General features: G+C 72.1%; 19 protein-coding genes and 1 pseudogene. 16 read left to right on the top strand and 4 right to left on the bottom strand.

Translation table 11 applies throughout. The features are described from left to right. The 12 genes from HLB15_RS15030 to HLB15_RS14975 form a co-directional block, all read left to right on the top strand. A partial coding sequence (locus HLB15_RS15030) for a cell division protein FtsQ/DivIB (protein ID WP_171106576.1) occupies positions 1-795 on the top strand: 795 nt, incomplete at its 5' end. A gap of 209 nt (positions 796-1,004) precedes the next feature. Next, on the top strand, positions 1,005-2,342 hold the full coding sequence (gene ftsZ / locus HLB15_RS15025) for a cell division protein FtsZ (protein WP_171106575.1): 1,338 nt from the start codon (positions 1,005-1,007) through the stop codon (positions 2,340-2,342). Between the two features lie 52 nt (positions 2,343-2,394). Beyond that, positions 2,395-3,207 carry a peptidoglycan editing factor PgeF gene (gene pgeF / locus HLB15_RS15020; RefSeq protein ID WP_229785686.1) on the top strand — a complete coding sequence of 271 codons (813 nt, stop codon included), beginning with the start codon at positions 2,395-2,397 and terminating at the stop codon, positions 3,205-3,207. Positions 3,208-3,467: 260 nt separating this feature from the next. After that, on the top strand, positions 3,468-3,938 hold the full coding sequence (locus tag HLB15_RS15015) for a cell division protein SepF (protein ID WP_171106574.1): 471 nt from the start codon (positions 3,468-3,470) through the stop codon (positions 3,936-3,938). Positions 3,939-4,051: 113 nt separating this feature from the next. Beyond that, complete coding sequence (locus HLB15_RS15010) at positions 4,052-4,348, top strand: YggT family protein (protein WP_229785687.1); 297 nt, start codon at positions 4,052-4,054, stop codon at positions 4,346-4,348. Between the two features lie 263 nt (positions 4,349-4,611). After that, on the top strand, positions 4,612-5,244 hold the full coding sequence (locus HLB15_RS15005) for a DivIVA domain-containing protein (RefSeq protein ID WP_171106572.1): 633 nt from the start codon (positions 4,612-4,614) through the stop codon (positions 5,242-5,244). Between the two features lie 203 nt (positions 5,245-5,447). Continuing rightward, positions 5,448-5,915 (top strand): TraR/DksA family transcriptional regulator, encoded by a 468-nt coding sequence (locus tag HLB15_RS15000; RefSeq protein ID WP_171106571.1) that lies wholly within the window; start codon positions 5,448-5,450, stop codon positions 5,913-5,915. Between the two features lie 273 nt (positions 5,916-6,188). Next, a complete protein-coding gene (locus HLB15_RS14995) occupies positions 6,189-6,710 on the top strand; it encodes a hypothetical protein (protein WP_171106570.1) in 522 nt (173 codons plus the stop codon). Between the two features lie 138 nt (positions 6,711-6,848). Beyond that, positions 6,849-7,529 carry a signal peptidase II gene (locus tag HLB15_RS14990; RefSeq protein WP_171106569.1) on the top strand — a complete coding sequence of 227 codons (681 nt, stop codon included), beginning with the start codon at positions 6,849-6,851 and terminating at the stop codon, positions 7,527-7,529. Further along, a complete protein-coding gene (locus HLB15_RS14985) occupies positions 7,529-8,458 on the top strand; it encodes an RluA family pseudouridine synthase (protein ID WP_171106568.1) in 930 nt (309 codons plus the stop codon). The genes HLB15_RS14990 and HLB15_RS14985 overlap by 1 nt, the downstream gene beginning before the upstream one ends. A gap of 63 nt (positions 8,459-8,521) precedes the next feature. Further along, a complete protein-coding gene (gene dnaE / locus HLB15_RS14980; RefSeq protein WP_171106567.1) occupies positions 8,522-12,058 on the top strand; it encodes a DNA polymerase III subunit alpha in 3,537 nt (1,178 codons plus the stop codon). Beyond that, entirely contained in the window at positions 12,055-12,588 is a 534-nt protein-coding gene (locus HLB15_RS14975; protein ID WP_171106566.1) for an NUDIX hydrolase, read from the top strand. The genes dnaE and HLB15_RS14975 overlap by 4 nt, the downstream gene beginning before the upstream one ends. A gap of 87 nt (positions 12,589-12,675) precedes the next feature. Here HLB15_RS14975 and HLB15_RS14970 read toward each other — a convergent pair whose 3' ends face one another. Next, a complete protein-coding gene (locus HLB15_RS14970; protein ID WP_171106565.1) occupies positions 12,676-17,094 on the bottom strand; it encodes a S8 family serine peptidase in 4,419 nt (1,472 codons plus the stop codon). Between the two features lie 217 nt (positions 17,095-17,311). Then, the gene (hisD, locus tag HLB15_RS14965; RefSeq protein ID WP_171106564.1) at positions 17,312-18,637 is read right to left on the bottom strand and encodes a histidinol dehydrogenase; all 1,326 of its coding nucleotides are present in this window, start codon (positions 18,635-18,637) and stop codon (positions 17,312-17,314) included. 44 nt (positions 18,638-18,681) lie between these two features. Here hisD and HLB15_RS14960 point away from each other — a divergent pair, with 44 nt between their 5' ends. Continuing rightward, a complete protein-coding gene (locus HLB15_RS14960; RefSeq protein ID WP_171106577.1) occupies positions 18,682-18,900 on the top strand; it encodes an RNA-binding S4 domain-containing protein in 219 nt (72 codons plus the stop codon). A 33-nt stretch (positions 18,901-18,933) separates the two neighbouring features. On the opposite strand, the gene HLB15_RS14955 is transcribed toward HLB15_RS14960, so the two are convergent. After that, positions 18,934-19,335: a pyridoxamine 5'-phosphate oxidase family protein gene (locus tag HLB15_RS14955; protein WP_171106563.1), complete on the bottom strand. Its 402-nt coding sequence runs from the start codon at positions 19,333-19,335 to the stop codon at positions 18,934-18,936. A gap of 99 nt (positions 19,336-19,434) precedes the next feature. Here HLB15_RS14955 and HLB15_RS14950 point away from each other — a divergent pair, with 99 nt between their 5' ends. Next, positions 19,435-20,787 (top strand): carbohydrate-binding protein, encoded by a 1,353-nt coding sequence (locus tag HLB15_RS14950; RefSeq protein ID WP_171106562.1) that lies wholly within the window; start codon positions 19,435-19,437, stop codon positions 20,785-20,787. A 78-nt stretch (positions 20,788-20,865) separates the two neighbouring features. On the opposite strand, the gene HLB15_RS14945 is transcribed toward HLB15_RS14950, so the two are convergent. Next, the gene (locus tag HLB15_RS14945) at positions 20,866-21,762 is read right to left on the bottom strand and encodes an oxidoreductase (protein WP_171106561.1); all 897 of its coding nucleotides are present in this window, start codon (positions 21,760-21,762) and stop codon (positions 20,866-20,868) included. A gap of 102 nt (positions 21,763-21,864) precedes the next feature. Here HLB15_RS14945 and HLB15_RS14940 point away from each other — a divergent pair, with 102 nt between their 5' ends. Both HLB15_RS14940 and HLB15_RS14935 read left to right on the top strand, forming a co-directional pair. After that, a complete protein-coding gene (locus HLB15_RS14940; RefSeq protein WP_171106560.1) occupies positions 21,865-22,791 on the top strand; it encodes a helix-turn-helix transcriptional regulator in 927 nt (308 codons plus the stop codon). 75 nt (positions 22,792-22,866) lie between these two features. Then, positions 22,867-23,173: pseudogene (locus HLB15_RS14935) on the top strand (recombinase RecQ); the annotation flags it as partial.

The following is a 23,173-nucleotide window of genomic DNA, read 5'->3' as shown; positions in this document are numbered from 1 at the left end:
CGCCCGGCCCAGGAGCCTCAGGTCGCCGTCGTCCCGGCCGGGCGCGACGACGTCGTGTCCGACCGGCTCGCCGACCGCCTCGCCGAGCGCACCGCGATGGCACGCCACCGGTTCTGGCGGCGGCTCGGCTGGACCGTCGCCGCCCTGGCGGCCGCGGCCGCGCTCGTCTGGGGCGCGTTCTTCTCGCCGCTGCTCGCGCTGGACGCCGACCAGGTGCGGGTCTCGGGCGAGGGCACGACCGTCGACGCGGGCGAGGTGCGGGACGCGGTGACCGCGCACGCGGGCGTGCCGCTGCCGCGCCTGGACACCGTGGGTCTGCGTGAGCAGATCCTCGCGATGAACGCCGTCAAGGACGTGCACATCGCCCGCGCGTGGCCCGACGGGCTCGACGTCGTGCTCACGTCCCGCGAACCGGTGGCCGCCGTGCCGCAGAGCGGCGGCGAGCACGCCCTCATGGACGCCGACGGCGTCCAGGTCGCCACCGTGCGGGAGGTCCCCGACGGACTGCCGGCCATCCGCGTCTCGCTGTCCGACGGCGCGGCCGGCCACCGCGCGCTGGACGCGGCCCTGCAGGTGCTCGGCGCGCTGCCGCGGACCCTGGCGGGCGAGATCAGCACGGTGAGCGCCGCGACCCAGGACGACGTGCGTACCACGCTGTCCGACGGCCGGGTGATCCGGTGGGGGAGCGGCGACGAGGTGGAGCTCAAGATCCGGGTGGCCGAGACGCTGCTGGAGGCCGAGCCGTCCGCGCGGACGATCGACGTCTCCTCGCCCGCGCTGCCGGTCACGAACTGACGGCTCGTTCGCCACACGGGAATCACACACGTGTGATTTGCTGCGTGCATCGTTGCGCGACACGCGCGACGATGTCTTCGACACACCTCGACGGCGCACCTACCGTCGAACTCAGCAGCAACCTGACATAACTCTAACCCTCTACCTCAACCTGAGACTTCGGGAGGGACGAGAGTCGGGACTCGGGACCCGAATCGAAAGGCGACGACGTGGCAACTCCGCAGAACTACCTGGCAGTGATCAAGGTGGTCGGCATCGGCGGCGGTGGTGTGAACGCCGTCAACCGCATGATCGAGGTCGGCCTCAAGGGCGTCGAGTTCATCGCGATCAACACCGATGCCCAGGCTCTCCTCATGTCCGACGCCGACGTCAAGCTCGACGTCGGCCGCGAGCTCACGCGTGGCCTCGGTGCGGGTGCCGACCCGGAGGTCGGCAAGAAGGCCGCGGAGGACCACGCGGAGGAGATCGAGGACGTCCTGCGCGGCGCCGACATGGTCTTCGTCACCGCGGGCGAGGGCGGCGGCACCGGCACGGGCGGCGCGCCGGTCGTCGCGCGGATCGCGCGCTCGCTGGGCGCGCTGACCGTCGGTGTGGTGACGCGGCCGTTCACGTTCGAGGGTCGCCGGCGCGCCGTCCAGGCCGAGAGCGGCATCGAGAACCTCCGCGACGAGGTCGACACGCTGATCGTGATCCCGAACGACCGGCTGCTGTCGATGTCCGACCGGAACGTGTCCGCGATCGCGGCGTTCCACTCGGCCGACCAGGTGCTGCACTCCGGTGTCCAGGGCATCACGGACCTCATCACGACGCCGGGTCTCATCAACCTCGACTTCGCCGACGTCAAGTCCGTCATGCAGGGCGCGGGCTCCGCGCTCATGGGCATCGGTTCGGCCCGGGGCGAGGACCGCGCGGTGCAGGCCGCCGAGCTGGCGATCTCCTCTCCGCTCCTCGAGGCGTCGATCGACGGTGCCCACGGCGTGCTGCTCTCCATCCAGGGCGGCAGCGACCTGGGCCTGTTCGAGGTGCACGAGGCCGCACGCCTGGTGCAGGAGGCCGCGCACCCGGAGGCCAACATCATCTTCGGTACGGTCATCGACGACGCCCTGGGCGACGAGGTGCGGGTCACCGTCATCGCCGCGGGCTTCGACGGCGGGCTGCCCAAGGAGCGCAAGGACAACCGCGCGCTCGGCCAGGTCGCGGGAGCGGGCACGCGGAGCCCCGCGACGGCGCCGGTCCCGCTGCCGGACATGGCCGACGCCGCGCGCCGGGCGCCCGAGCAGCAGCACGCGGGCAACGGGATGCCGCCGTCGGTCCCGCCGGCGCAGCAGCCCTCGCCGGTCTCGACGCTGCCGCGCGTGATCGACGACGAGTCCTCGGACGACGTGCCGCGCACGCTCGACGAGCCCGCCGTCGTGGTGCAGGGTTCGTTCGCCCGCCAGGAGGTGGGGCGCGAGCAGCAGCCCGAGCGCGTCGAGGTGCCGCCGGTCTACGACGAGCACCCGCGGCGCACCGACGCGGACCTGGACGTGCCCGACTTCCTCAAGTGACCCGCGTGCGCGCCGCGTCCGCGCGGACGGCCCGGCCGGTACGCTCGCACGCGTGAGCGACACCCAGGTCCTTCCCGGCGTGCACCCCGTCGCCCTCGGCGACGGGGTGCACGCCTTCTTCACGTCCGCGGCCGGCGGCGTCTCGCCGGCCCCGTGGTCGACGGCGGCCGCGGCCGACGGCTCGGACGCCGGGCACGGGCTCAACCTCGGGCTCAACGTCTCCGACGACCCCGCACGGGTGGCCGTCAACCGGGCACGCGTGGCGCGGCACCTCGGCGCGCCTGTCGCGTACGCCACCCAGGTGCACGGCGCCACCGTGCTCCCGCTGGGCGGTGCGGAACGCGAGCTCTGGTCCGCGCCCGAGCCGCCCGGGACGGCGGGGGAGGGCGACGCGCTCGTCACCACCGAAGGGCGTCTCGGTCTCGGCGTGCTGGTCGCCGACTGCGTGCCGGTGCTGCTCGCCGACCCGGTCGCCCGCGTCGTCGCCGTCGCGCACGCGGGCCGCAAGGGCGTGCTGTCCGGCGTCGTGCTCCGCGCGCTGGACGCCATGGTCGAACGCGGCGCCGACCTCGCGCGCGTGCGCGCCGCCGTCGGGCCCGCGGTGTGCGGGCTCTGCTACGAGGTGCCCGCCGCGATGCGGGACGAGGTGGCCGCCGCGGTGCCGCAGACGTTCGCCACGACGCGGGCGGGCACGCCGGGCCTCGACCTGCCTGCCGGTGTGGTCGCGCAGCTCGCGGAACGCGGCGTCGCCGCCGTCCGCGTGGACCGCTGCACGCTCGAGGAGGAGGCCCTCTTCTCGCACCGCAGGGCGAGCGTGTCGGGTACCACAACAGGACGCCAGGCCGGCATCATCGCGCTCATTTGACGCCGCCCGGCGCGTCGGCGGAGGCCCGCGACACGCCCGGGTTAGGCTCGTGACCTGCGAAATCACACGGATGTCGTTTTTAGCGAGCGTCTGCTGAACAACTTTGGCAAAGTTGTTCGTGGCACGGCGTGTCGCGCTTCCGGGTCGGATTGCGCCGGGCTACTTTTGTCAAGGCAACCCCGACGAGGGGTCAAGGCCAGACCTGTTGGACGGGCCGTTGACAGAAGGACGCACAGCAGGCGACGAACGGAGAGAGAGCGATGGCCGGAGCACTTCGCAAGACCATGCTGTATCTGGGCCTCGCCGACGATCAGGGCGAGCCGGAGTACCTCGACGAGTACGACGAGGGCCTGGAGGAGAACGTGGAGGACCACCGGCACGCACAGGTCACGCCGTTGCACCGCGACGGTGTGCCGCGTGAGGCCCTGTCCTCCTCGGACCTGCGCCGTATCACCACGGTGCACCCCCGCTCGTACAACGACGCACGGAGCATCGGCGAGGCCTTCCGCGCCGGCACGCCCGTGATCATGAACCTCTCCGACATGGACGACGCGGACGCCAAGCGCCTGGTCGACTTCTCCGCGGGGCTCATCTTCGGCCTGCACGGCTCGATCGAGCGGGTGACCAACAAGGTCTTCCTGCTCTCGCCCGAGCACGTGGAGATCGCCGCCGAGGAGCAGGTCGCGCAGGACCGTCCGAACGGTCGCGGCGGGTTCTACAACCAGAGCTGACACACCACCACGACGAGACCTGGGCGGAGGGCGGTCGCTGCGGCGGACGCCCTCCGCTCATGTCTGCGCACGCCTGCGGTGCCGGCGGGGCAGAACACGTTAGGTTGTGCCTTGTGACTCTGATCCTGCAGTTCATCGGTTTCCTGCTGTGGCTGTTCATCCTGTTCCTCATCGGCCGGCTCGTCTTCGACTGGGTCCAGTTCTTCGCGCGGGACTGGCGGCCGCGCGGCGTCCTGCTGGTCGTCGCCGAGGCGGTCTACACGGTCACGGACCCGCCGCTGCGGTTCCTGCGCCGGCTCATCCCGCCGCTGCGGCTCGGCCAGGTGCAGCTCGACCTGGCGTTCATCGTCCTGTTCTTCGCGGCGTCGATCCTGTCGTCGATCGTCGGGCAGGCCGCCGCGCGCGTCTGAGGGGCGAAAAAGTGGGGGATCTGTGCTGGTTCCTGGCAGGCGAGCCCGGCAGGTCCTGCGCGAGCGGCGCGAAACCAATTACCGATGCATGGATCTGCGCTGGGGTGAGGCGGCACACTCTGTGAGGAAATCGTGCCCGGGGGTGCTCCCGGTGTCCGGCGCTCATCTCGTCCGCTACCGTGGTTGGCGGCGGAGGGCGTGTGGCTGGACAGCGCCGACGTCCGATTCCTGCGTTCCTACGTTCTAACTTTCGAGGTGACACGATGGCACTGCTGACGGCAGAGGACATCCTCAACAAGAAGTTCTCCGCGACGAAGTTCCGCGAGGGCTACGACGTCGAGGAGGTCGACGACTTCCTGGACGAGGTCGTGCGGACCCTGACCAACGTCCAGGAGGAGAACGAGAGTCTTCGGCAGAAGGTCGCCGCCGCCGAGCGGCGGATCGCTGAGCTGTCGCGCAGCGAGGCCGCAGGCCGTGCGCAGGCCGCCCCCGTCGCCGCCCCGGTCATGCCGTCCGGCCCGGCCGGCGCGAAGACGGGTCCGGAGCCCGAGTCGGCCACCGGGATGCTCCAGCTCGCCCAGAAGCTGCACGACGACTACGTGCGCTCGGGCCAGGAGGAGGGCGACCGTCTGATCGCCGAGGCCAAGACGGAGGGTGCGCGCATCGTGCGCGACGCCGAGGAGACCTCGCACCGCACGCTGTCCCAGCTCGAGCAGGAGCGCTCGCTGCTGGAGCGGAAGATCGACGAGCTGCGCCTGTTCGAGCGGGACTACCGCACGCGTCTGAAGAGCTTCCTGCAGAACCTGCTCGGCGACCTCGACGCCCGTGGCTCGGCCCTGCCGCCGCGCAACAACCAGCAGTCGGGTCGCCAGGCCGAGATGGCCCAGGGCATCTGACCGCAGGAGCGGGACCTCGCGGCCGGGAGGCCGCACCCCCAGCCCACACGCACGGCGGCCGGCGTCCCCACCTCGCCGACCGGCCGCCGCGGCGTGCGGACGCACGGCGGGGCACGCCACACGGCGTGCCCCGTTGTGCGTCTGCCCTGATGTGCTTACGCTTCGGTGACTTGACCACCCGGGGCGACCGCGAAGGGGAACCCATGACCAAGATCTCGACTGCCACGCGAGCCGCGATCAAGCACGAGTTCCCGAACCTGGCGCGCGACGTGAAGCAGTTCCCCGTCCGCGACGGCGAGGAACCCTGGACGCTGCGCGAGGTCGAGGAGCTCGCTGCCCTCCTGCTGGAGGACAAGGAACGGCTCGAGCGCGAGCTGCACGTGGCGGACAAGGAGCTGTCGGACCTCTTGCGCAACTCCGGCGACGGCGCCGGCGACGACCAGGCGGACTACGGCTCGAGCGCGCTGGAGCGGGAGCAGGAGCTCACGCTGGTCAACAACATGCGCGACCTGCTCGAGCAGACGAACCACGCGCTGGACCGCATCCGCAAGGGCACGTACGCGACGTGCGAGGTGACGGCGCTGCCGATCGGCAAGGCGCGCCTGCAGGCGTTCCCGCGGGCGACGCTCTCGGTCGAGGCCAAGGCGCGCGAGGAGCGACGCGGCGCCTGACCGAACCCGCCACGACCCGGATATCAATTCTGTGATGTCCGGGTCGTGGCAGTTTTTGGCGCAATTCCCTCGGTACTCGGTCCAGGAATGTCGGCTTTCGTGCCGACTGTGCGCGTTGTCGTTCCGATTGACAGGGTGAAATTTCCCCCGGATGCTCGTCGAGGTGAATCACACGTGTGTGATTCACCGGTCTTTCCGACGAGCACTATCAAGGGGGAAAACACAATGATCCGAGGATTCCGTGCGACCTGTCGCGCAGGGGCTGCGGTCGTCATGTCGGCCGGCCTGGTCGTCGCCGCGGCGACGGGTGCGAGCGCGATGGTGCAGGGGGACGCGCCGGAGCTGATCAGCGCACCCTCCACCGACAGCGTCGCGGACGCGGCCGCCCACGCGGCGGACGTGCTCGGCACCACGAACCCGCTCGGCGTGGTCGGCGTCGACGGCGCCCTGGACGTGCTCGAGGGCTACGGCCTCGACGAGGCGCCCGTCGGTGTCGACGGCGTGATGGTCCCCGAGGAGGTCGCCACGGTCGGCGACGTCGTCGAGATCGAGCGCGACGGCAGCTTCAACGCGCTGAACAACGTGTGCGTCGCTCCCTGGTACTGGGAGGGCCCGGGCAACGTGGGCAGCACCGCCAACGTGACCGACTACGCCGCCTGCAACGGCGACGTCGAGCTGGGTGGCGACGGTTCCGTCAACATCCTGAACAACGTGTGCGTCGCCCCGTGGCACTGGGACGGCCCGCTCAACCTGTTCAACACGGGTAACTTCACCACCTACGCGGCCTGCAACTGATCTCAGGCGCCACGTGGTCGCGAGGCCCTTTCCCGGAATCCCGGGAAAGGGCCTCGCCCTTGTGCCCGGGAAATATCCGCCGACGGGCGCGGAGGGCCTCGTCCCCGGCACGGCCCGCGGCGTGGGACACTTTGCCTGATGTCTACTCCCGCTGAACCCTCCGCCGTCTCGCGCGGCAGCCGGTCCCTCGTGGTCTGGACCGCTGTGCTCGCCGCCGTCGTGCTCGCCGCGGACCAGCTCACCAAGTGGTGGGCCGAGTCGGCCCTCGTCGCGAACGATCCCACGATCCCCCTGGTGGGTGACCTGCTGGGCATCCGGCTCATCTACAACCCCGGTGCCGCGCTGTCGCTCGCATCGGGCTACACGTGGATCCTGACGATCGTCGTGACGGTGGTCGTCGTGTTCATCGTCCGGGCGATCGGGCGCCTGGGCTCGCGCGGGTGGGCCGCGGCGCTCGGCCTCCTGCTCGGCGGCGCGCTCGGCAACCTCGTGGACCGTCTCCTCAGGGAGCCCGGGTTCGCGCGCGGGCACGTCGTGGACTTCATCGACTACGCGGGCTTCTTCGTCGGCAACGTGGCCGACATCGCCGTCGTCTCGGCCGCCGTGCTCATCGCACTGCTCTCGCTGCGCGGGATCGGGCTCGACGGGCGCAGGCACACGGACGAGCCCGATGTCGCGGGACCGGACGCCACGGGATCCACGGGACCGGACGCCGAGGGACCGGACGCCGTGGGACCGGACGTCACGGGACCGGACGCCGCGCAGCCCGGCCCCGCGGCGCCGACCGCGACGCCCGTCGACCGCGGCGACGTCGCCTGATGGCGCTGCGGACCCTGCCCGTCCCGGACGGGCTCGCCGGCGACCGTGTCGACGCCGCCCTCGCCCGCATGCTCGGCTTCTCGCGCACGCGGGCGGCCGAGCTCGCGGAGGCGGGCGCTGTCCGGCTCGACGGCCGCACCGTGCGCAAGTCGGACCGTGTGGTGCCGGGCGGCTGGCTCGAGGTGGACGTGCCCGACGAGCGGCCCGCCGCCGAGGTGGTGCCGGAGCCCGTGCCCGGCATGGGCATCGTGTACGACGACGACGACCTCGTCGTGATCGACAAGCCGGTCGGTGTCGCGGCGCACCCGTCGCCGGGCTGGACCGGCCCGACCGTGGTCGGCGCGCTGCTGGCGGCCGGCTACCGGGTCTCGACGTCGGGCGCGGCGGAGCGGCAGGGCATCGTGCACCGGCTCGACGTCGGTACGTCCGGCCTCATGGTCGTGGCCAAGTCGGAGCCCGCCTACACGGGGCTCAAGCGGGCCTTCAAGGAACGCACGGTCGACAAGGTCTACCACGCGCTCGCGCAGGGGCACCCGGACCCGACGTCGGGCACGATCGACGCGCCGATCGGCCGGCACCCCGGCTCGGACTGGAAGTTCGCGGTGACGGCCGACGGCAAGCCGTCGGTGACGCACTACGAGACCCTGGAGATGCTCCCGGCGGCCTCGCTGCTCGAGGTGCACCTGGAGACCGGACGGACGCACCAGATCCGCGTGCACATGGCCGCGCTGCGGCACCCGCTCGTCGGTGACCTCACCTACGGCGCCGACCCCGTGCTGGCCTCGAAGGTCGGGCTCGCACGGCAGTGGCTGCACGCGCACCGGCTGGGCTTCGAGCACCCGGTGGCGGGGCGCTGGGTCGAGGTGGAGTCGGCGTACCCGGCGGACCTCGAGGCGGCGCTCGAGGTGGTGCGCGGGGCGTACTCGTGAGTGTGAGAAGAGGCTCGGCGCGGGACACGCGGAGTGTCACACAGCAGTTCTAAGATCGACGCCATGCCCACCGCCACGAGTGACGACTTCGTTCATCTCCACGTCCACACCGAGTTCTCGATGCTGGACGGCGCGGCCCGGGTCGGTGACCTCATGGAGGAGGTCGCGCGGCAGGGGCAGCGCGCCATCGCGACCACCGACCACGGCTACCTGTTCGGCGCGCACGAGTTCTGGGCGCAGGCGAACAAGGCGGGCATCAAGCCGATCATCGGTGTCGAGGCGTACGTCACCCCGGGTACCAGCCGGTTCGAGCAGACGCGCGTCCGGTACGGCGAGGCGGGCCAGGAGTCCGACGACGTGTCGGCGCGCGGTGCGTACACGCACATGACGCTGCTGAGCAAGAACAACACCGGCATGCACAACCTGTTCCGGGCGTCGTCGCTGGCCTCGCTGGAGGGCCAGATGGGCAAGTGGCCCCGCATGGACCGCGAGCTCCTGGAGCGGTACCACGAGGGCCTCATCGCGACGACGGGCTGCCCGTCGGGCGAGATCCAGACCCGTCTGCGGCTCGGGCAGTGGGACGAGGCGGTCCGGCAGGCGGGCGAGCTGCAGGAGATCTTCGGCAAGGAGAACTACTACGTCGAGCTCATGGACCACGGGCTCGACATCGAGACCCGGGTGACCAAGGAGCTCCTCGAGCTGTCGAAGACCATCGGCGCACCGCTCGTGGCGACCAACGACCTGCACTATGTGCGGGAGGAGGACGCCACCAGCCAGGAGGCCCTGCTCGCCATCAACTCGGGCTCGACGCTGGACGACCCGAACCGGTTCAAGTTCGACGGCACCGGCTACTACGTGAAGTCGGCGGCCGAGATGCGGCGGGTCTTCAAGGAGCTGCCCGAGGCGTGCGACAACACGCTCCTCATCGCCGAGCAGTGCGAGGTCTCGTTCGACACGTCGGCCAACTACATGCCCCGGTTCCCCGTCCCCGAGGGCGAGGACGAGATCTCCTGGTTCGTCAAGGAGGTCGAGGCGGGCCTGCAGCGGCGCTACCCGAACGGGTACTCCGACGCGGTGCGCAAGCAGGCCGACTACGAGGTCGAGGTCATCATCCAGATGGGCTTCCCGGGGTACTTCCTCGTGGTCGCCGACTTCATCAACTGGTCCAAGCGCCAGGGCATCCGCGTCGGGCCGGGCCGTGGCTCGGCAGCCGGGTCGATGGTCGCCTACCTCATGGGCATCACCGAGCTCGACCCGCTCGAGCACGGGCTCATCTTCGAGCGCTTCCTCAACCCGGAGCGCGTCTCCATGCCCGACGTCGACGTCGACTTCGACGAGCGTCGGCGCGGGGAGGCCATCAAGTACGTCACCGAGAAGTACGGCGACGACCGCGTCGCCCAGATCGTCACCTACGGCACCATCAAGGCCAAGCAGGCCATCAAGGACTCCGCGCGGCTGCTCGGCTTCCCCTTCGCCATGGGGGAGAAGCTGACCAAGGCGATGCCGCCCGCCGTCATGGGCAAGGACATCCCGCTGTCGGGCATCTTCGACCCGAAGCACCCCCGATACCCCGAGGCGGCCGAGTTCCGGCAGGTGCACGACACCGACCCCGAGGCGCAGCGCGTCGTCGAGCTCGCGCGCGGTATCGAGGGTCTGAAGCGCCAGTGGGGCGTGCACGCCGCCGGCGTCATCATGTCGAGCGAGCCGCTCATCGACATCATCCCGATCATGAAGCGCCCGCAGGACGGCGCGATCATCACGCAGTTCGACTACCCGACGTCCGAGGGCCTCGGCCTGATCAAGATGGACTTCCTCGGGCTGCGGAACCTGACCATCCTCGACGACGCGCTCGAGAACATCGTGGCGAACGGCAAGGAGCCGGTCGACATCGAGAACGTGGCGCTCGACGACAAGCCGACCTACGAGCTGCTCGCCAGCGGCAACACGCTCGGCGTGTTCCAGCTCGACGGCGGCCCCATGCGCTCGCTGCTGCGCCAGATGCGGCCCGACAACTTCGAGGACGTCTCCGCCGTCATCGCGCTGTACCGGCCGGGCCCGATGGGCATGAACTCGCACATCAACTACGCCCTGCGCAAGAACGGGCAGCAGAAGATCGAGGCGATCCACCCCGAGGTGGTCGAGCCGTTCGCGGAGATCCTGGACGAGACGTACGGCCTCATCGTCTACCAGGAGCAGGTGCAGCGTGCCGCGCAGATCATGGCCGGCTACTCGCTCGGCCAGGCCGACCTGCTCCGCCGCGCCATGGGCAAGAAGAAGCCCGAGGTGCTGGCCAAGGAGTACGTGAACTTCGAGAAGGGCGCCAAGGAGAAGGGGTTCAGCGACGCCGCGATCAAGGCGGTGTGGGACACCCTGGTGCCGTTCGCGGGCTACGCCTTCAACAAGGCGCACTCGGCCGGCTACGGTCTCGTCGCGTACTGGACGGCCTACCTCAAGGCCAACTACCCGGCCGAGTACATGGCGGGCCTGCTCCAGTCGGTGGGCGACAACAAGGACAAGATGGCGCTCTACCTCAACGAGTGCCGCCGCATGGGCATCACGGTGCTGCCGCCGGACGTCAACGACTCGTCCGCGAAGTTCACCGCCGTCGGGGGAGACATCCGCTTCGGCCTCACCGGCGTGCGCAACGTGGGGCGCAACGTGGTCGACGCGATCGTCGAGACGCGCGAGACCAAGGGCGCCTTCACGTCGTTCCAGGACTTCCTCGACAAGGTGCCCGCCACGGTCTGCAACAAGCGCACCATCGAGTCGCTCATCAAGGCCGGGGCGTTCGACTCGCTCGGGCACACGCGGCGCTCGCTGCTCGTGGTGCACGAGCAGGCCGTCGACTCGGTGATCAGCGTCAAGCGCAAGGAGGCGGAGGGCCAGTTCGACCTGTTCGCCGACTTCGGCGGGGACGACGACGCGGGCATGGGCTTCTCGGTCGAGGTGCCGGACCTGCCCGACTGGGAGAAGAAGCAGAAGCTCCAGTTCGAGCGCGAGATGCTCGGCCTGTACGTGAGCGACCACCCGCTGTCCGGCCTGGAGCACGTGCTCCAGCGCGCCGCCGACACGTCGATCGCCTCGCTGCTCGCCGACGAGCACCGGCCCGACAACTCGGTGGTGACCGTGGCGGGCCTGCTCACCTCGGTGCAGCGCAAGATGAGCAAGAACGGCAACCCGTGGGCCGCCGTGACCGTCGAGGACCTGGAGGGTGCCGTCGAGGTCATGTTCTTCGGCGAGACCTACCTCGCGTACTCGACGATGCTCGCCGAGGACCAGGTGGTCGTGCTGCGCGGCAAGGTGCGCCGCCGCGACGAGTCGATGTCGCTGCAGGCCATGGAGGTGGCCCTGCCGGACGTCACCGTCGGGTCCGACACGCCGCTGGCCGTGACGGTGCCGCACACGCGCGCGATCGAGCCGACCATGGTGCGGCTGCGCGAGGTGCTCGCCACGCACCCGGGCTCGGCCGAGGTGCACATCGCGGTCGCCGAGCCGGGCAAGAAGACGATCGTGCGCGCCGCCGACACGCTGCGGGTCGAGAAGTCGCCCGCGCTGTTCGGCGACCTCAAGGCGCTGCTCGGCCAGGGCTGCCTGTCGTGACGACCTCCCCGACCGGCCCGGCGGGCACGGCCTCGGACAACGCCCGCTACGACGAGCGTGACCACGAGCGGTTCGCGCTCGTGCCCGCCGCGTACCTCTTCCTGCGCCGCGAGGGTCAGGTGCTGCTGCAGCTCCGCCAGGGCACCGGCTACCGCGACGGCTACTGGGCGTGCGCCGCCGCGGGGCACGTCGAGGAGGGGGAGTCGGCGGTCGACGCCGCCGTCCGTGAGGCTCGTGAGGAGCTCGGCGTCACCGTCGCGCCGCAGGACGTGCAGCCGCTGACGGTGCTGCACCGCGGCGAGCCCGGCGGACCCGCCGTCGAGCAGCGGGTCGACTTCATGTTCGAGGCCACCCGCTGGAGCGGCACGCCGGCCATCCAGGAGCCCGAGAAGGCGGCGGACCTGGCCTGGTTCCCGTTCGTCGCGCTGCCGACGCCGCTGGTGCCGCACGAGGCGGCCGTGCTGCGCGCGGTGCACGACGCGGGGCGGCACGGGACGCCGATGCCGCGGCTGCTGACGTTCGGCTTCTGACGGCACCGTCGAGAACGCAGGCGGCCCCCGGACCACCGAGGTGATCCGGGGGCCGCCTGCGTTCAGCGCACTCTGCCGGGCACGGCGTCAGCAGGTGCCCAGGTTCTCCCACGGGCCCCACGGCGAGGTGCCCGGCTCCTGGTTGCGGGTCCACCACTTCGCGCGGAAGAGGTGACCGTCGTGCGCGACCGTCTCGCCGCCGGTGTAGACCCACGACTCGGTCCAGGCCCGGTGCGTCTCGTCGCCGCAGACGACGTCCGCCCCGACCTCGGCCCACGGGCCCCACGGGCTCTTGCCCGGCTGGTCGCCGCGCGTCCACCACAGGGCCACGTACACGGCGCCGCCGTACGACACCTCGTCACCCGTGTCGTAGACCGTCTTCCGGTCCCACGGCTCGGCGGACAGGCCGGTCACCTCGACGTCGGCCGAGGCGACGGCCGGCTCGTCGAAGGGGTTGTCCGTGACGTGCTCCGCCTCGTTGGTGTACGTGCCGCTCGCGGCGTCGGCGTCGACCGTCACCTCGTACGACAGCGTGACCGGGTCGACCTCGGGGCCGACGTAGTCGAGGCAGATCGAGCCACCCTCGGTGAGCGCCGACGACGGGTCGCCCGCGCTGACGAGGGCGGTGCCGAGCGTCCCCGCGAGGTTCTCGACGCCGATCGTGGCGGTCGCGGGCAGGGCCCCGAGCTCGCCGTACTCGAACGTGATCTCGGGCCGGTCGTCGGCGACGGAGCTGTAGATCCACGCCTGGAACGTGCCCACCGAGTTGGACAGGTCGGTGGGGTCGCCGCCGAACTCGAACGGGTCGTCCCACTGGACCACGGCGACCTCGCCGCCGGAGGTGGCCAGCCGCACGCCGCGCCCGTCGGCGACCGAGAGCGCCAGGTCGGACCAGAGCGGCGCGATGACGCCGTTCGGCGCCGCCGTGCTCGGCAGGTCCTGCGGCGCCCACGGCTGGCCGCCGTAGCCGCCCGCGACCGTGACCAGGCCGTCCTCGGAGACGGTCAGGTTCGGCGACGGGGCGCCGTAGTGCGTGAACGGGCCGATGTTCGAGAACGCGTTGACGGCCGCGGTGTCGCCGTCGAGCGTGCTGAACCCGATGCCCACCGAGCCGAGGTCGAGGAACCCGGCCCACGCCGCGCACTGCGGGTCGTCCGCGGGCGTCGACGCCACGTAGGATCCGACGGCGCCGACCGCCGAGGGCACCTCGACCTCCCAGGTGATGGTCTGGCCGTCGACGACGCCGTCACCGGTCACCGAGTCCGGGTCGACGGTCAGGCCGTCGGGCACGGTGTCGGTGATCGTGTAGGTGAGGTCTTCCGGCGTCACGTTGGGCTGCACGGTGATGTCGTAGCCGATCGTGTCACCGACCCCCGCCTCGCCGACGGACGCCGTCTTGGTGACGTCGTCGGCCACGCGCTCGAGGCGGACCGGGATCTCGCCGATGTCGCCCGGGCTGTCGGGCGACGTGCCGAGCACGGCCGTCCCGAAGTACAGGTCGCCCGCGGCGGCGTCGTCCAGGTCCCAGCGGACGCGCACGTCGTACGGGTCACCCACGGGCACGTCGCCCTCGGGGCCCTCGACGCCCGCGTTGCCCAGGTCCTCACCCGGCACGGCGGCGGTCACCAGCGTGTGGGCGTCGGGCTGGTCGTCGCTGCCCTGCCAGTTCTGCACGACGACCCACCAGGTGCCGGCCTCCGGGTCCGGTACCTCGCACAGCTCGGCCGAGCCGGACGACGTCGAGGCGCACACCTGGGTGGCGGCGCTCGGCGTGTCGCCGGTGCCCACGAACATGTCGAGGTCGCTCGCCTCGGCGGCGGTGATCTGCGCGACGAGCCGCGCGGCGCCGTCGGGCACCTCGACCGTGGTGACCTGGACCTGGCTCAGGTCGTCCAGCGCGTCGTCACGGGTCGGGTCCTGGCCGAGCGAGCCCTCGTGCCGGTCGGCCTTCACGAGGCCCTCGACGGACCCGGTGAAGTCGCTGATCGCGATGGACTGCAGGCCGGTGACCACCTGCGAGCCGGTGTCGCGGCGCGTGGTGATGTCGATGTCGTCCGGCAGGATCGCGCCGGACGGGACGACGGCCACCGGCATGGTCACCGTGGGCACGGCCTCGTCGCTCGGGGTGAGCGTGATGCGGCCGAACAGCGTCTCGCCGTCGGGCGCGCCCGCGACGTCGGCCGTGACCGAGATGCCGAGCGAGTCGCCGGGCGACACGGTCTCCCGCGAGAGCGAGACGTCGAGCGACAGCCCGTCGTCCGAGGTCGCCGAGGCCGTCCAGGTGACGTCCGCGGGGGCCGACGGCGGAGCGACCGCCGTCCGCTCCCACGAGCAGCTCGCGAGGCACTGGGTGTCGGCGAACGACGGCAGGTTGAGCGTCGTCGGGTCGCCGCCCTCCTCCGGGTCGGCGGCCAGGTAGTTGGCGTGGGTCTCGTCGAACAGCAGGCCGGCCTGGACGGCGGCCCCGATGTCCATGTGGCCGCTGCCCTGCTCGTACGGGGTGGCGGGCGAGCCGTCGAAGTCCCGGACGGTCGTGCGCGCCGTCGTCATGAGCGCCGACTGCTGCTGGGCCGGGGTCCAGTCCGGGCGGGCCTGCGAGAGCAGGGCGCCGGCGCCGGCCACGTGCGGGCTCGACATCGACGTGCCGGAGATGACGCCGTACTCGACGTGGTCGTAGGCGCCGTCGGCCACGCCGTAGGCGGCGAGGATGTCGACGCCCGGTGCGGTGATCGACGGCACGACCGTGTCGACGGCGCGGTTCGGGCCGCGCGACGAGAAGCTGGCCATGACGTCGCCGCGCTCGTCGTCGATCACGAAGTCCGTGCCCGAGACGGTGCCGGTGTGCCCGGTTCCCTCGGCGAGCCAGGCGCGCAAGGTCTCGCCGTCCGCGTAGGAGACGGCCAGGCCGGGCACGGCGAACGCGTCACCGAGCAGCGAGGCGCCGTTGGGCTCGTCGTTGGTCAGCACGAAGCCGACGGCGCCCTGGGCCGCCACGTTCTCCGACTTCTCGACGCGGCCGTTGCCGCCGCGGGCGCAGACCACGATCTTGTCGGTGAACTCGGCCTCGTGGCCGGTCGTCGTGGTGCACTGGGGGTCGCCGACGGACGCGGCGTCCACGATCTCGGTCGCGGGCAGCGGGCCCGTCAGCGACTTGCCGACGAGGTCGGGCAGGTCGCCCGCACTGCTGGTCAGGTCACCGAGGGTGTTGACCATGTGCCGGTTGTGGGTCGAGGCGCCCACCGAGGTGAGCCACGGCGCGTCGGCGGGGGAGCCGGTGGTGGCGAACCCGGGGCCGTCGTTGCCGTTGGAGGTCGCCACGAAGATGCCGGCGGCACGCGCGTTGAGGAAGCCGATCGAGTCGAAGTCGTTCCACAGGTCCGACGGCGACGACGAGCCGATCGAGTAGTTGATGACGTCGACACCGTCGGCGATGGCCTGGTCGATCGACGCCGTCAGGCCCGCCGTGGTGCAGCAGCCGCGGTAGCTGATGACGTTGGCGTGCGGGGCGACGCCCGAGACGTCGAACGTCGGCGGGTCGGTGCCCTCCGGCGCGGTCGGGGTCACGTCGTGCACGACGTTGCCGCCCGACGTCGAGGCCGTGTGCGAGCCGTGGCCGTCCTCGTCGAGCGCGCTGCGGTCGGCCGCGCTGAGGAACCCGTAGGCACCGATGAGCTTGCCGTTGCACGGGAAGTCGGGGTCGTACTGGTCGGTGTTCGCCGGGTCGCACACGCCGAGGTAGTTGCCCTCGCCGAGCGGGTTGGTGTGCGTGTAGCCGTCGTCGCCGGTCTCGGCGAACGAGGGGCTGCCCGGGTGGATGCCGGTGTCGATGGTGCCGATGACGACACCCTCGCCCTTGTAGTCCTCCGGCAGGCCGAGCTCCTCGACGGCGTTCCACAGCGCGTCGGCGTTGCTCCACTGGGGGCCGGCGTCGGTGTGCAGCTCGCGCTCCTCGTCGAGCGCGATGTGCGCGACCGCCGGGTCCTTGGCGACCTCCGCGGCCTCGGCGGGCGTCAGGACGACGGCCAGGCCGTTGACGGCGTACTGGTAGGTGAACGGCACCTCGACGTCGTGGCCGACGGTGCGCTCGATGCGGGTGACGAGGTCGTCCTGCTCCGCCTCGAGGAACTCGGTGTACGCGCGGACGCGCTGCGCCGACGGGTCGAGCGTGCGGCCGGGGGCGGGCGCCGTCGCCCGCAGACCGGAGACGCCGCCGTCGTACGTGGGGACGGCCGGGTCGGCGAGCCGGACGAGGTAGGTGCGCTCGGCCTTGCCGCGGCCGAGGGCGAGCTTCTGGATGCCGGCGTCGCGCTCGACGCCCGGCTGAGCAGTGGTCTGTGCGGGGACGAGGCCCTCCGCGAGCAGGTCGCGGGGTTCGACCTTGTCCCCGGACCTGTCGGACGTGACCCCCGGAGCGGCGGGTACGGCGACGGCGGCGGGCGCGATCGCCGCCGCCAGTGCCGTGACCGCCGCCGTGACGAGCAGGGGCGTTCTGAACCGTTGTTTCATCGACGAGGCTCCCTCGGCAGCGATGGACGAGCGCGTGCACGTGCGTGTCATTCCTCGCTCACCCCGCCAGGGCGTGTCAATGGTTCTGTACGGGATTCACCCAGGTATCGGTCAGGTGGCAGCGTCGCGTGCCACAGACGTCTGAACCCGATGTTTCTTCGCTCAGAGTTGCGTCACAGCGAAGAAACATCGGGTTCAAGGAACGGGAGCGGGTGACTCAGTGGAAGCGGCCGCGGACCGCCTCGCCGTGCGCCGGGAGGTCCTCGTCGTTCGCGACGGCGACGATCCGGTCGGCCAGCACCTCGAGCGCCTCGCGGTCGTACTCGACCTGCTGCACCGACTTGAGGAAGCTGTGCACGCCCAGGCCGCTCGCGAAGTGCGCGGTGCCGCCCGTGGGCAGCACGTGGTTCGACCCGGCCATGTAGTCGCCCAGCGACACGGGCGACCAGGGGCCCACGAAGATCGCGCCCGCGCTGTGCACGCGCGCGGCCACCGCGGCCGCGTCCGCCGTCTGGATCTCCAGGTGCTCCGCGCCGTAGGCGTTGACCACGGCCAGGCCCGCGTCGACGTCGTCCACCAGCACGACGGCGGACTGCGGGCCCTCCAGGGCACGCGCCACGCGGACCGAGTGCTTGGTCGCGGACGCGAGGTCCTGGACCCGGGCGTCGACCGCGGCCGCGAGCTCGACCGAGTCGGTGACCAGCACCGAGGCGGCCATCGGGTCGTGCTCGGCCTGGCTGATGAGGTCGAGCGCCACGTGCCCCGGGTCGGCCGTGGCGTCCGCCAGCACGGCGATCTCGGTGGGGCCCGCCTCCGCGTCGATGCCGACGACGCCGCGCACCAGGCGCTTGGCGGCCGCCACGTACACGTTGCCCGGGCCGGTGATGACGTCGACGGGCTCGCACAGCGTCACGCCGTCCTGCGGCTCGCTCCCGGCGGCGCCGTACGCGAACATCGCCACGGCCTGCGCGCCGCCCACCGCGTACACCTCGTCGACGCCGAGCAGCGCGCACGCCGCCAGGATCGTCGGGTGCGGCAGGCCGCCGTTGTCCTTCTGCGGCGGGGACGCGACGGCGAGCCCCGGCACACCCGCCTCCTGCGCCGCGACGACGTTCATGACCACCGACGACGGGTACACCGCCAGGCCGCCCGGCGCGTACAGGCCGACGCGCTGCACGGGGACCCAGCGCTGCCGCACCGCGGCGCCCGGCGCCAGCTCGGTGACGTGGTCGTGGGGCACCTGGTCGGCGTGGACCTGGCGCACGCGCCGGATCGCCTCGACGAGACCCTCGCGCACCAGCGGCGACAGGCTGTCGACGGCGGCGGACAGCGCCTCGGCGGGCACGCGCAGGTGCTCGGGCGTGACGCCGTCGAACCGCTGAGCGAGCTCGCGCAGGGCGGCGGCGCCGCCCGCTCGGACCTGGCGCAGCACGGGCTCGACCGCATGGACCGCCTCGTCGACCCCCACCTCGGCTCGGGGCAGGACGTCGAGGAGCTCGCGGCGGCCGAGGGACCGGCCGCGCAGGTCGATGCGCTGGATCACGGGACCAGTCTAGGGCGGGTGTCGGGGACAATGGCGGGGTGTCCATCTCAGACGTCCCCATCCGCGACGACATGATCCGCCTCGGTCAGTTCCTCAAGCTCGCCGGCCTCGCCGAGGACGGCGCACAGGCCCGCGACCTCGTGGCCGACGGGGAGGTGCGGGTCAACGGCGAGCCCGAGACGCGGCGCGGGCGCCAGCTCGTGCGCGGCGACGTGGTGACCGTGGAGCTGCCCGCGGGCGAGGAGTCGGCACGCGTGGCGTGAGGTGCGCTGCGCGCCTCGGTCGTGCCGGTCGGCTCAGGCCATGTACGTCGACGCCATCACCTTGTCGACCGTGACCCGCAGCACGATCCGCTCCGGGTTCGGTTCCAGCTCGCGGTAGCGGCGCGCGTAGCGCGCGACGGCGTCGGCGATCTCGTCCGGGTCCTCGCTGACCGCGACGGTGCCCTCGAGCGTGATCCACCGGCCGCCCGACACCTGGCACAGTGCCGCGCGCGGGGCCGCGCCGTCCGGCCCGGGGACCGCGTGCCGGGCCTTGTAGGACGTGCGGTTCGTCGTGATGCGGGCGACCCCCTGGTCGGCGTCCCACGTGAACGCGACGGGGACGACGTGCGGCGTGCCGTCCGGCCGCAGGGTGGTGAGGGTCGCGAGGTGACGCTCGGTGACGAACACGAGCTGCTCGGGGTTGAGTCGGAACACGTCGCGAGTCTAGGTGTGCGCGTGTGGGTTCCTCGTATATGCCGCCCCCGTGGATATGGCTACTGTCCTGACAAATAGCGGGCGTCGAAGGAGAGTGCCATGAAGCCGCTGCAGAGACCTCGGACCTCGTTCCTGGCGGCGGGCGTCGCCGCCGTGCTGAGCCTCGGGCTCGCCGTGCCCGCCGCCCTGCCCGCCGTCGTCGCGCAGGCGGGCGCCGTCCCCGCGGGCCTCGCGGCGGCCGCCGACTGCACCGCCGCCGCGTGGGCCGAGGGCACCACGTACGCGGCGGGCGACCACGTGACCCACCGTGGCCGCGGGTACACCGCGCTCGTCGGGCACACGGCGCACGTCGGCGCCGGCTGGAGCCCCGACACGACGCCCTCCCTCTGGACGGACGACGGCGCGTGCGCGACCCAGCCGGACCCGGACCCGACCGACCCGGGGCCGGACCCCGACCCGGAGCCCGACCCCGAGCCCGACCCGGAGCCCACGCCCGAGGACTGCAGCCAGCGGCCGCGCCCGTCGGGCAAGGTGCTGCAGGGCTACTGGGAGAACTGGGACGGCGCGAGCAACGGCGTCCACCCGGGCCTGGGCTGGATCCCGGTCACCGACGCGCGGATCACGCAGCACGGCTACAACGTGGCCACGCTCGCGTTCCCGGTCATCCTCTCCGACGGGACCGTGCTGTGGGAGGACGGCATGGACGCCGGCGTCCGCGTGCCGAGCCCCGAGGAGATGTGCGCGGCCAAGGAGGCCGGCCTGACGATCCTGCTGTCGATCGGTGGTGCGACCGCGGGCATCGACCTGTCCTCGCAGGCGGTGGCGGACCGGTTCGTGGAGACGGTGGTGCCGATCCTGCGCGACTACCACTTCGACGGCATCGACATCGACATCGAGACCGGCCTGAGCGGCAGCGGCGACATCACCCGGCTCTCGACGTCGCAGGCCAACCTGATCCGCATCATCGACGGCGTGCTCGCGGCCATGCCCCCCGGCTTCGGCCTGACGATGGCGCCCGAGACGGCCTACGTGACGGGCGGCAGCGTCGTCTACGGCTCGATCTGGGGCTCGTACCTGCCGATCATCAAGAAGTACGCGGACAACGGCCGCCTGTGGTGGCTCAACATGCAGTACTACAACGGGTCGATGTACGACTGCGCGGGCAACTCCTACCCCGCGGGCACGGTCGAGGGCTTCCGCGCCCAGACCGACTGCCTGGACGACGGGCTGGTCATCCAGGGCGTGACGATCCGCGTGCCGTACGAGAAGCAGGTGCCCGGCCTGCCCGCGCAGCAGGGCGCCGGCGGCGGGTACATGGCGCCGTCGCTCGTCTCGCAGGCGTACGGCTCCTACGACGGGTCGCTCAAGGGGCTCATGACCTGGTCGATCAACTGGGACGGCTCACGCGGCTGGACGTTCGGCGACAACGTCAAGGCGTTGCAGGGACGGTAGGACGTCCGACGCGGCAGGGTCCGGCGGCGCTGGGGCGTCGCCGGACCCTGCTGTCGTGGGGCCTGCCGGACCGGGACCTCAGGCGCCGATCGCGTCGAGCTCCGCGAGCTCCGCGTCGGGCAGCACCAGGTCGGCGGCCGCGACGTTCTCCCGCAGGTGCGCCACGGACGACGTGCCCGGGATGAGCAGCACGTTCGGCGAACGCCGCAGCAGCCACGCCTGCGCGACGGCGGAGGGCGTGGTGCCCAGCCGCGCGGCGACGGCGTCGAGCCGGCCGGACTGGATCGGGGAGAACCCGCCGAGCGGGAAGTACGGCACGAACGCGATGCCCTGCTCGGCCAGGGAGTCGATCAGCGGGTCGTCCTGCCGGTTGGCGATGTTGTACATGTTCTGCACGCAGACCACCGGGGCGATCTGCTGCGCCTGGGCGACCTGGTCGGCCGAGACGGTGCTCAGCCCGAGGTGGCGGATCAGGCCCTCGTCCTGCATCCGGGCGAGCGCCGCGAAGGGCCGCTCGATCGAGCCGGGCTCGGGCCGCTCGAGCCCGCCCGCCCGCAGGTTGACGACGTCGAGCCGGTCCAGGCCGAGGTGCTCGAGGTTCTGCTCCACCGCGCGGCGGAGCTGGTGCGGCTCCCGCGCGACGGGCCAGCTGCCGTCCGCGCCGCGCTCGGCGCCCACCTTGGTGACGACGTGCACGCCGGCGGGGTAGGGGTGCAGGGCCTCACGGATGATCTCGTTCGTGACGTGCGGGCCGTAGAAGTCGGCCGTGTCGATGTGCGTGACGCCGAGGGCGACGGCCTCGCGCAGCACCGCGACGGCGGCCGCGCGGTCGGCCGGCGGGCCGAAGGCGTGGGGGCCGGCGAGCTGCATCGCGCCGTAGCCGACGCGAGAGACGGTCAGGTCGCCCATCGTGTACGCGCCGCCGGGGAGCGGGCGGGTGGTTCCTGAGGTCGTGGTTCCTGTGCTCGTGGTCATGTCTTCACGATGCGTGCGGCCACGGGCGGCCGGGAGTACCCGGAGGATCCTGGGAGCCGGGGGACCAGGCAGGGGCTGGTACCGCCGCCGTACGGTGGTGGCATGGCCGAGAACCAGCTGGGGGAGTACCTGCGAGCCCGCCGCGAGCTCGTGCGCCCGCAGGACGTCGGGCTGCCCGCCTCGGGCGTGCGCCGCGTCCCGGGCCTGCGCCGCGAGGAGGTGGCGCTGCTCGCGGGCATCAGCTCCGACTACTACCTGCGGCTCGAGCAGGGGCGCGACCGCAACCCGTCCGTGCAGGTCGTGGAGTCGCTCGCGCGCGTGCTCCAGCTCGACGAGCCGGCGACGCAGCACCTGATGCAGCTCGCCGCGCCCGCTCCCCGCCGGCGGGGGCAGCGCCCCCGGAGGGAGGTCGTGCCGCCGGGCACCCTCCGGCTCCTCGACCGCATCGGCACGCCGGGCTACGTCGAGGGGCGCTACTTCGACGTGCTCGCGGCCAACCCGCTGGCCACAGCCCTCTCGCCCAACCTCGCGCCCGGGCACAACCGGCTGCGCGACCTCTTCCTCGACCCCGCGGAGCAGGCCCTGAACGCGGAGTGGCCCGCCGTGGCACCGATGATCGTGGCCAGGTTCCGCGAGGCCGTCGGCACCGACACCGACGACGAGCGGGTCGAGCGGCTGGTGGGCGAGCTGTCGCTCGCCTCGGACCGGTTCCGGACGCTCTGGGCGCGGCACGACGTGAACCTCGGCTCGCCGCACACGACGCGCATGCGGCACCCGCAGGTCGGCGAGCTCGAGCTGGACATGGAGAAGCTGTCCGTGGTGGGCACCGACCGGATGATGCTCGTGCTCCTGCACGCCGACGCCGGGTCGCCGGCCGGGGAGCGGCTCGCCCTGCTAGCGTCCCTGGCGGCGTCGGGGTCGGGGTCGGGGTCGGTCGGGGAGCCGGGCGACGGCGCGGTGGCCGCGGTCCAGGCTGGGCCGAGGGCGGACCGGGCGCGGCGACCCGGACCCGGTGACACGCGCCCGTGAGCTGACGCGCCCGGATGCGGGCCGCCTGTGGATGACCGGGTCGCGGTGTCGGTGGCTCCTCCTAGGATCGATGACGTGACCAAGGACCCCTTCGCAGACCTGCCCTTCGCCATGGAGGAGCCGCCGGACGACGCCCTCCTCACCGAGGTCGGTGATCCGGCGCTGCCGCCGTCGGCACGCAACACGCCCGAGGCACAGGCGGCGAAGCTGCAGATGCTGCGCGGTCTGCTCGACGACGGCGGAGCTGTACCCGCCGCACCGGCCCGCCGCGGGCCGACGCCGGAGTCCGAGCCGGAGTCCGCGCCGGAGTCCGAGCCGGAGTCCGAGGAGGCGGCCGTCGCCCCCGCGGGCGCGACGGCCGACGCGCCCGGCACGAGCGGTG

Origin of the sequence: Promicromonospora citrea (genome assembly GCF_013004695.1) — a bacterium.
Taxonomy (GTDB): domain Bacteria; phylum Actinomycetota; class Actinomycetes; order Actinomycetales; family Cellulomonadaceae; genus Promicromonospora; species Promicromonospora citrea.
Note: the sequence above shows the minus strand (reverse complement) of the source record. Positions and strands in the feature narration are given on the sequence as shown.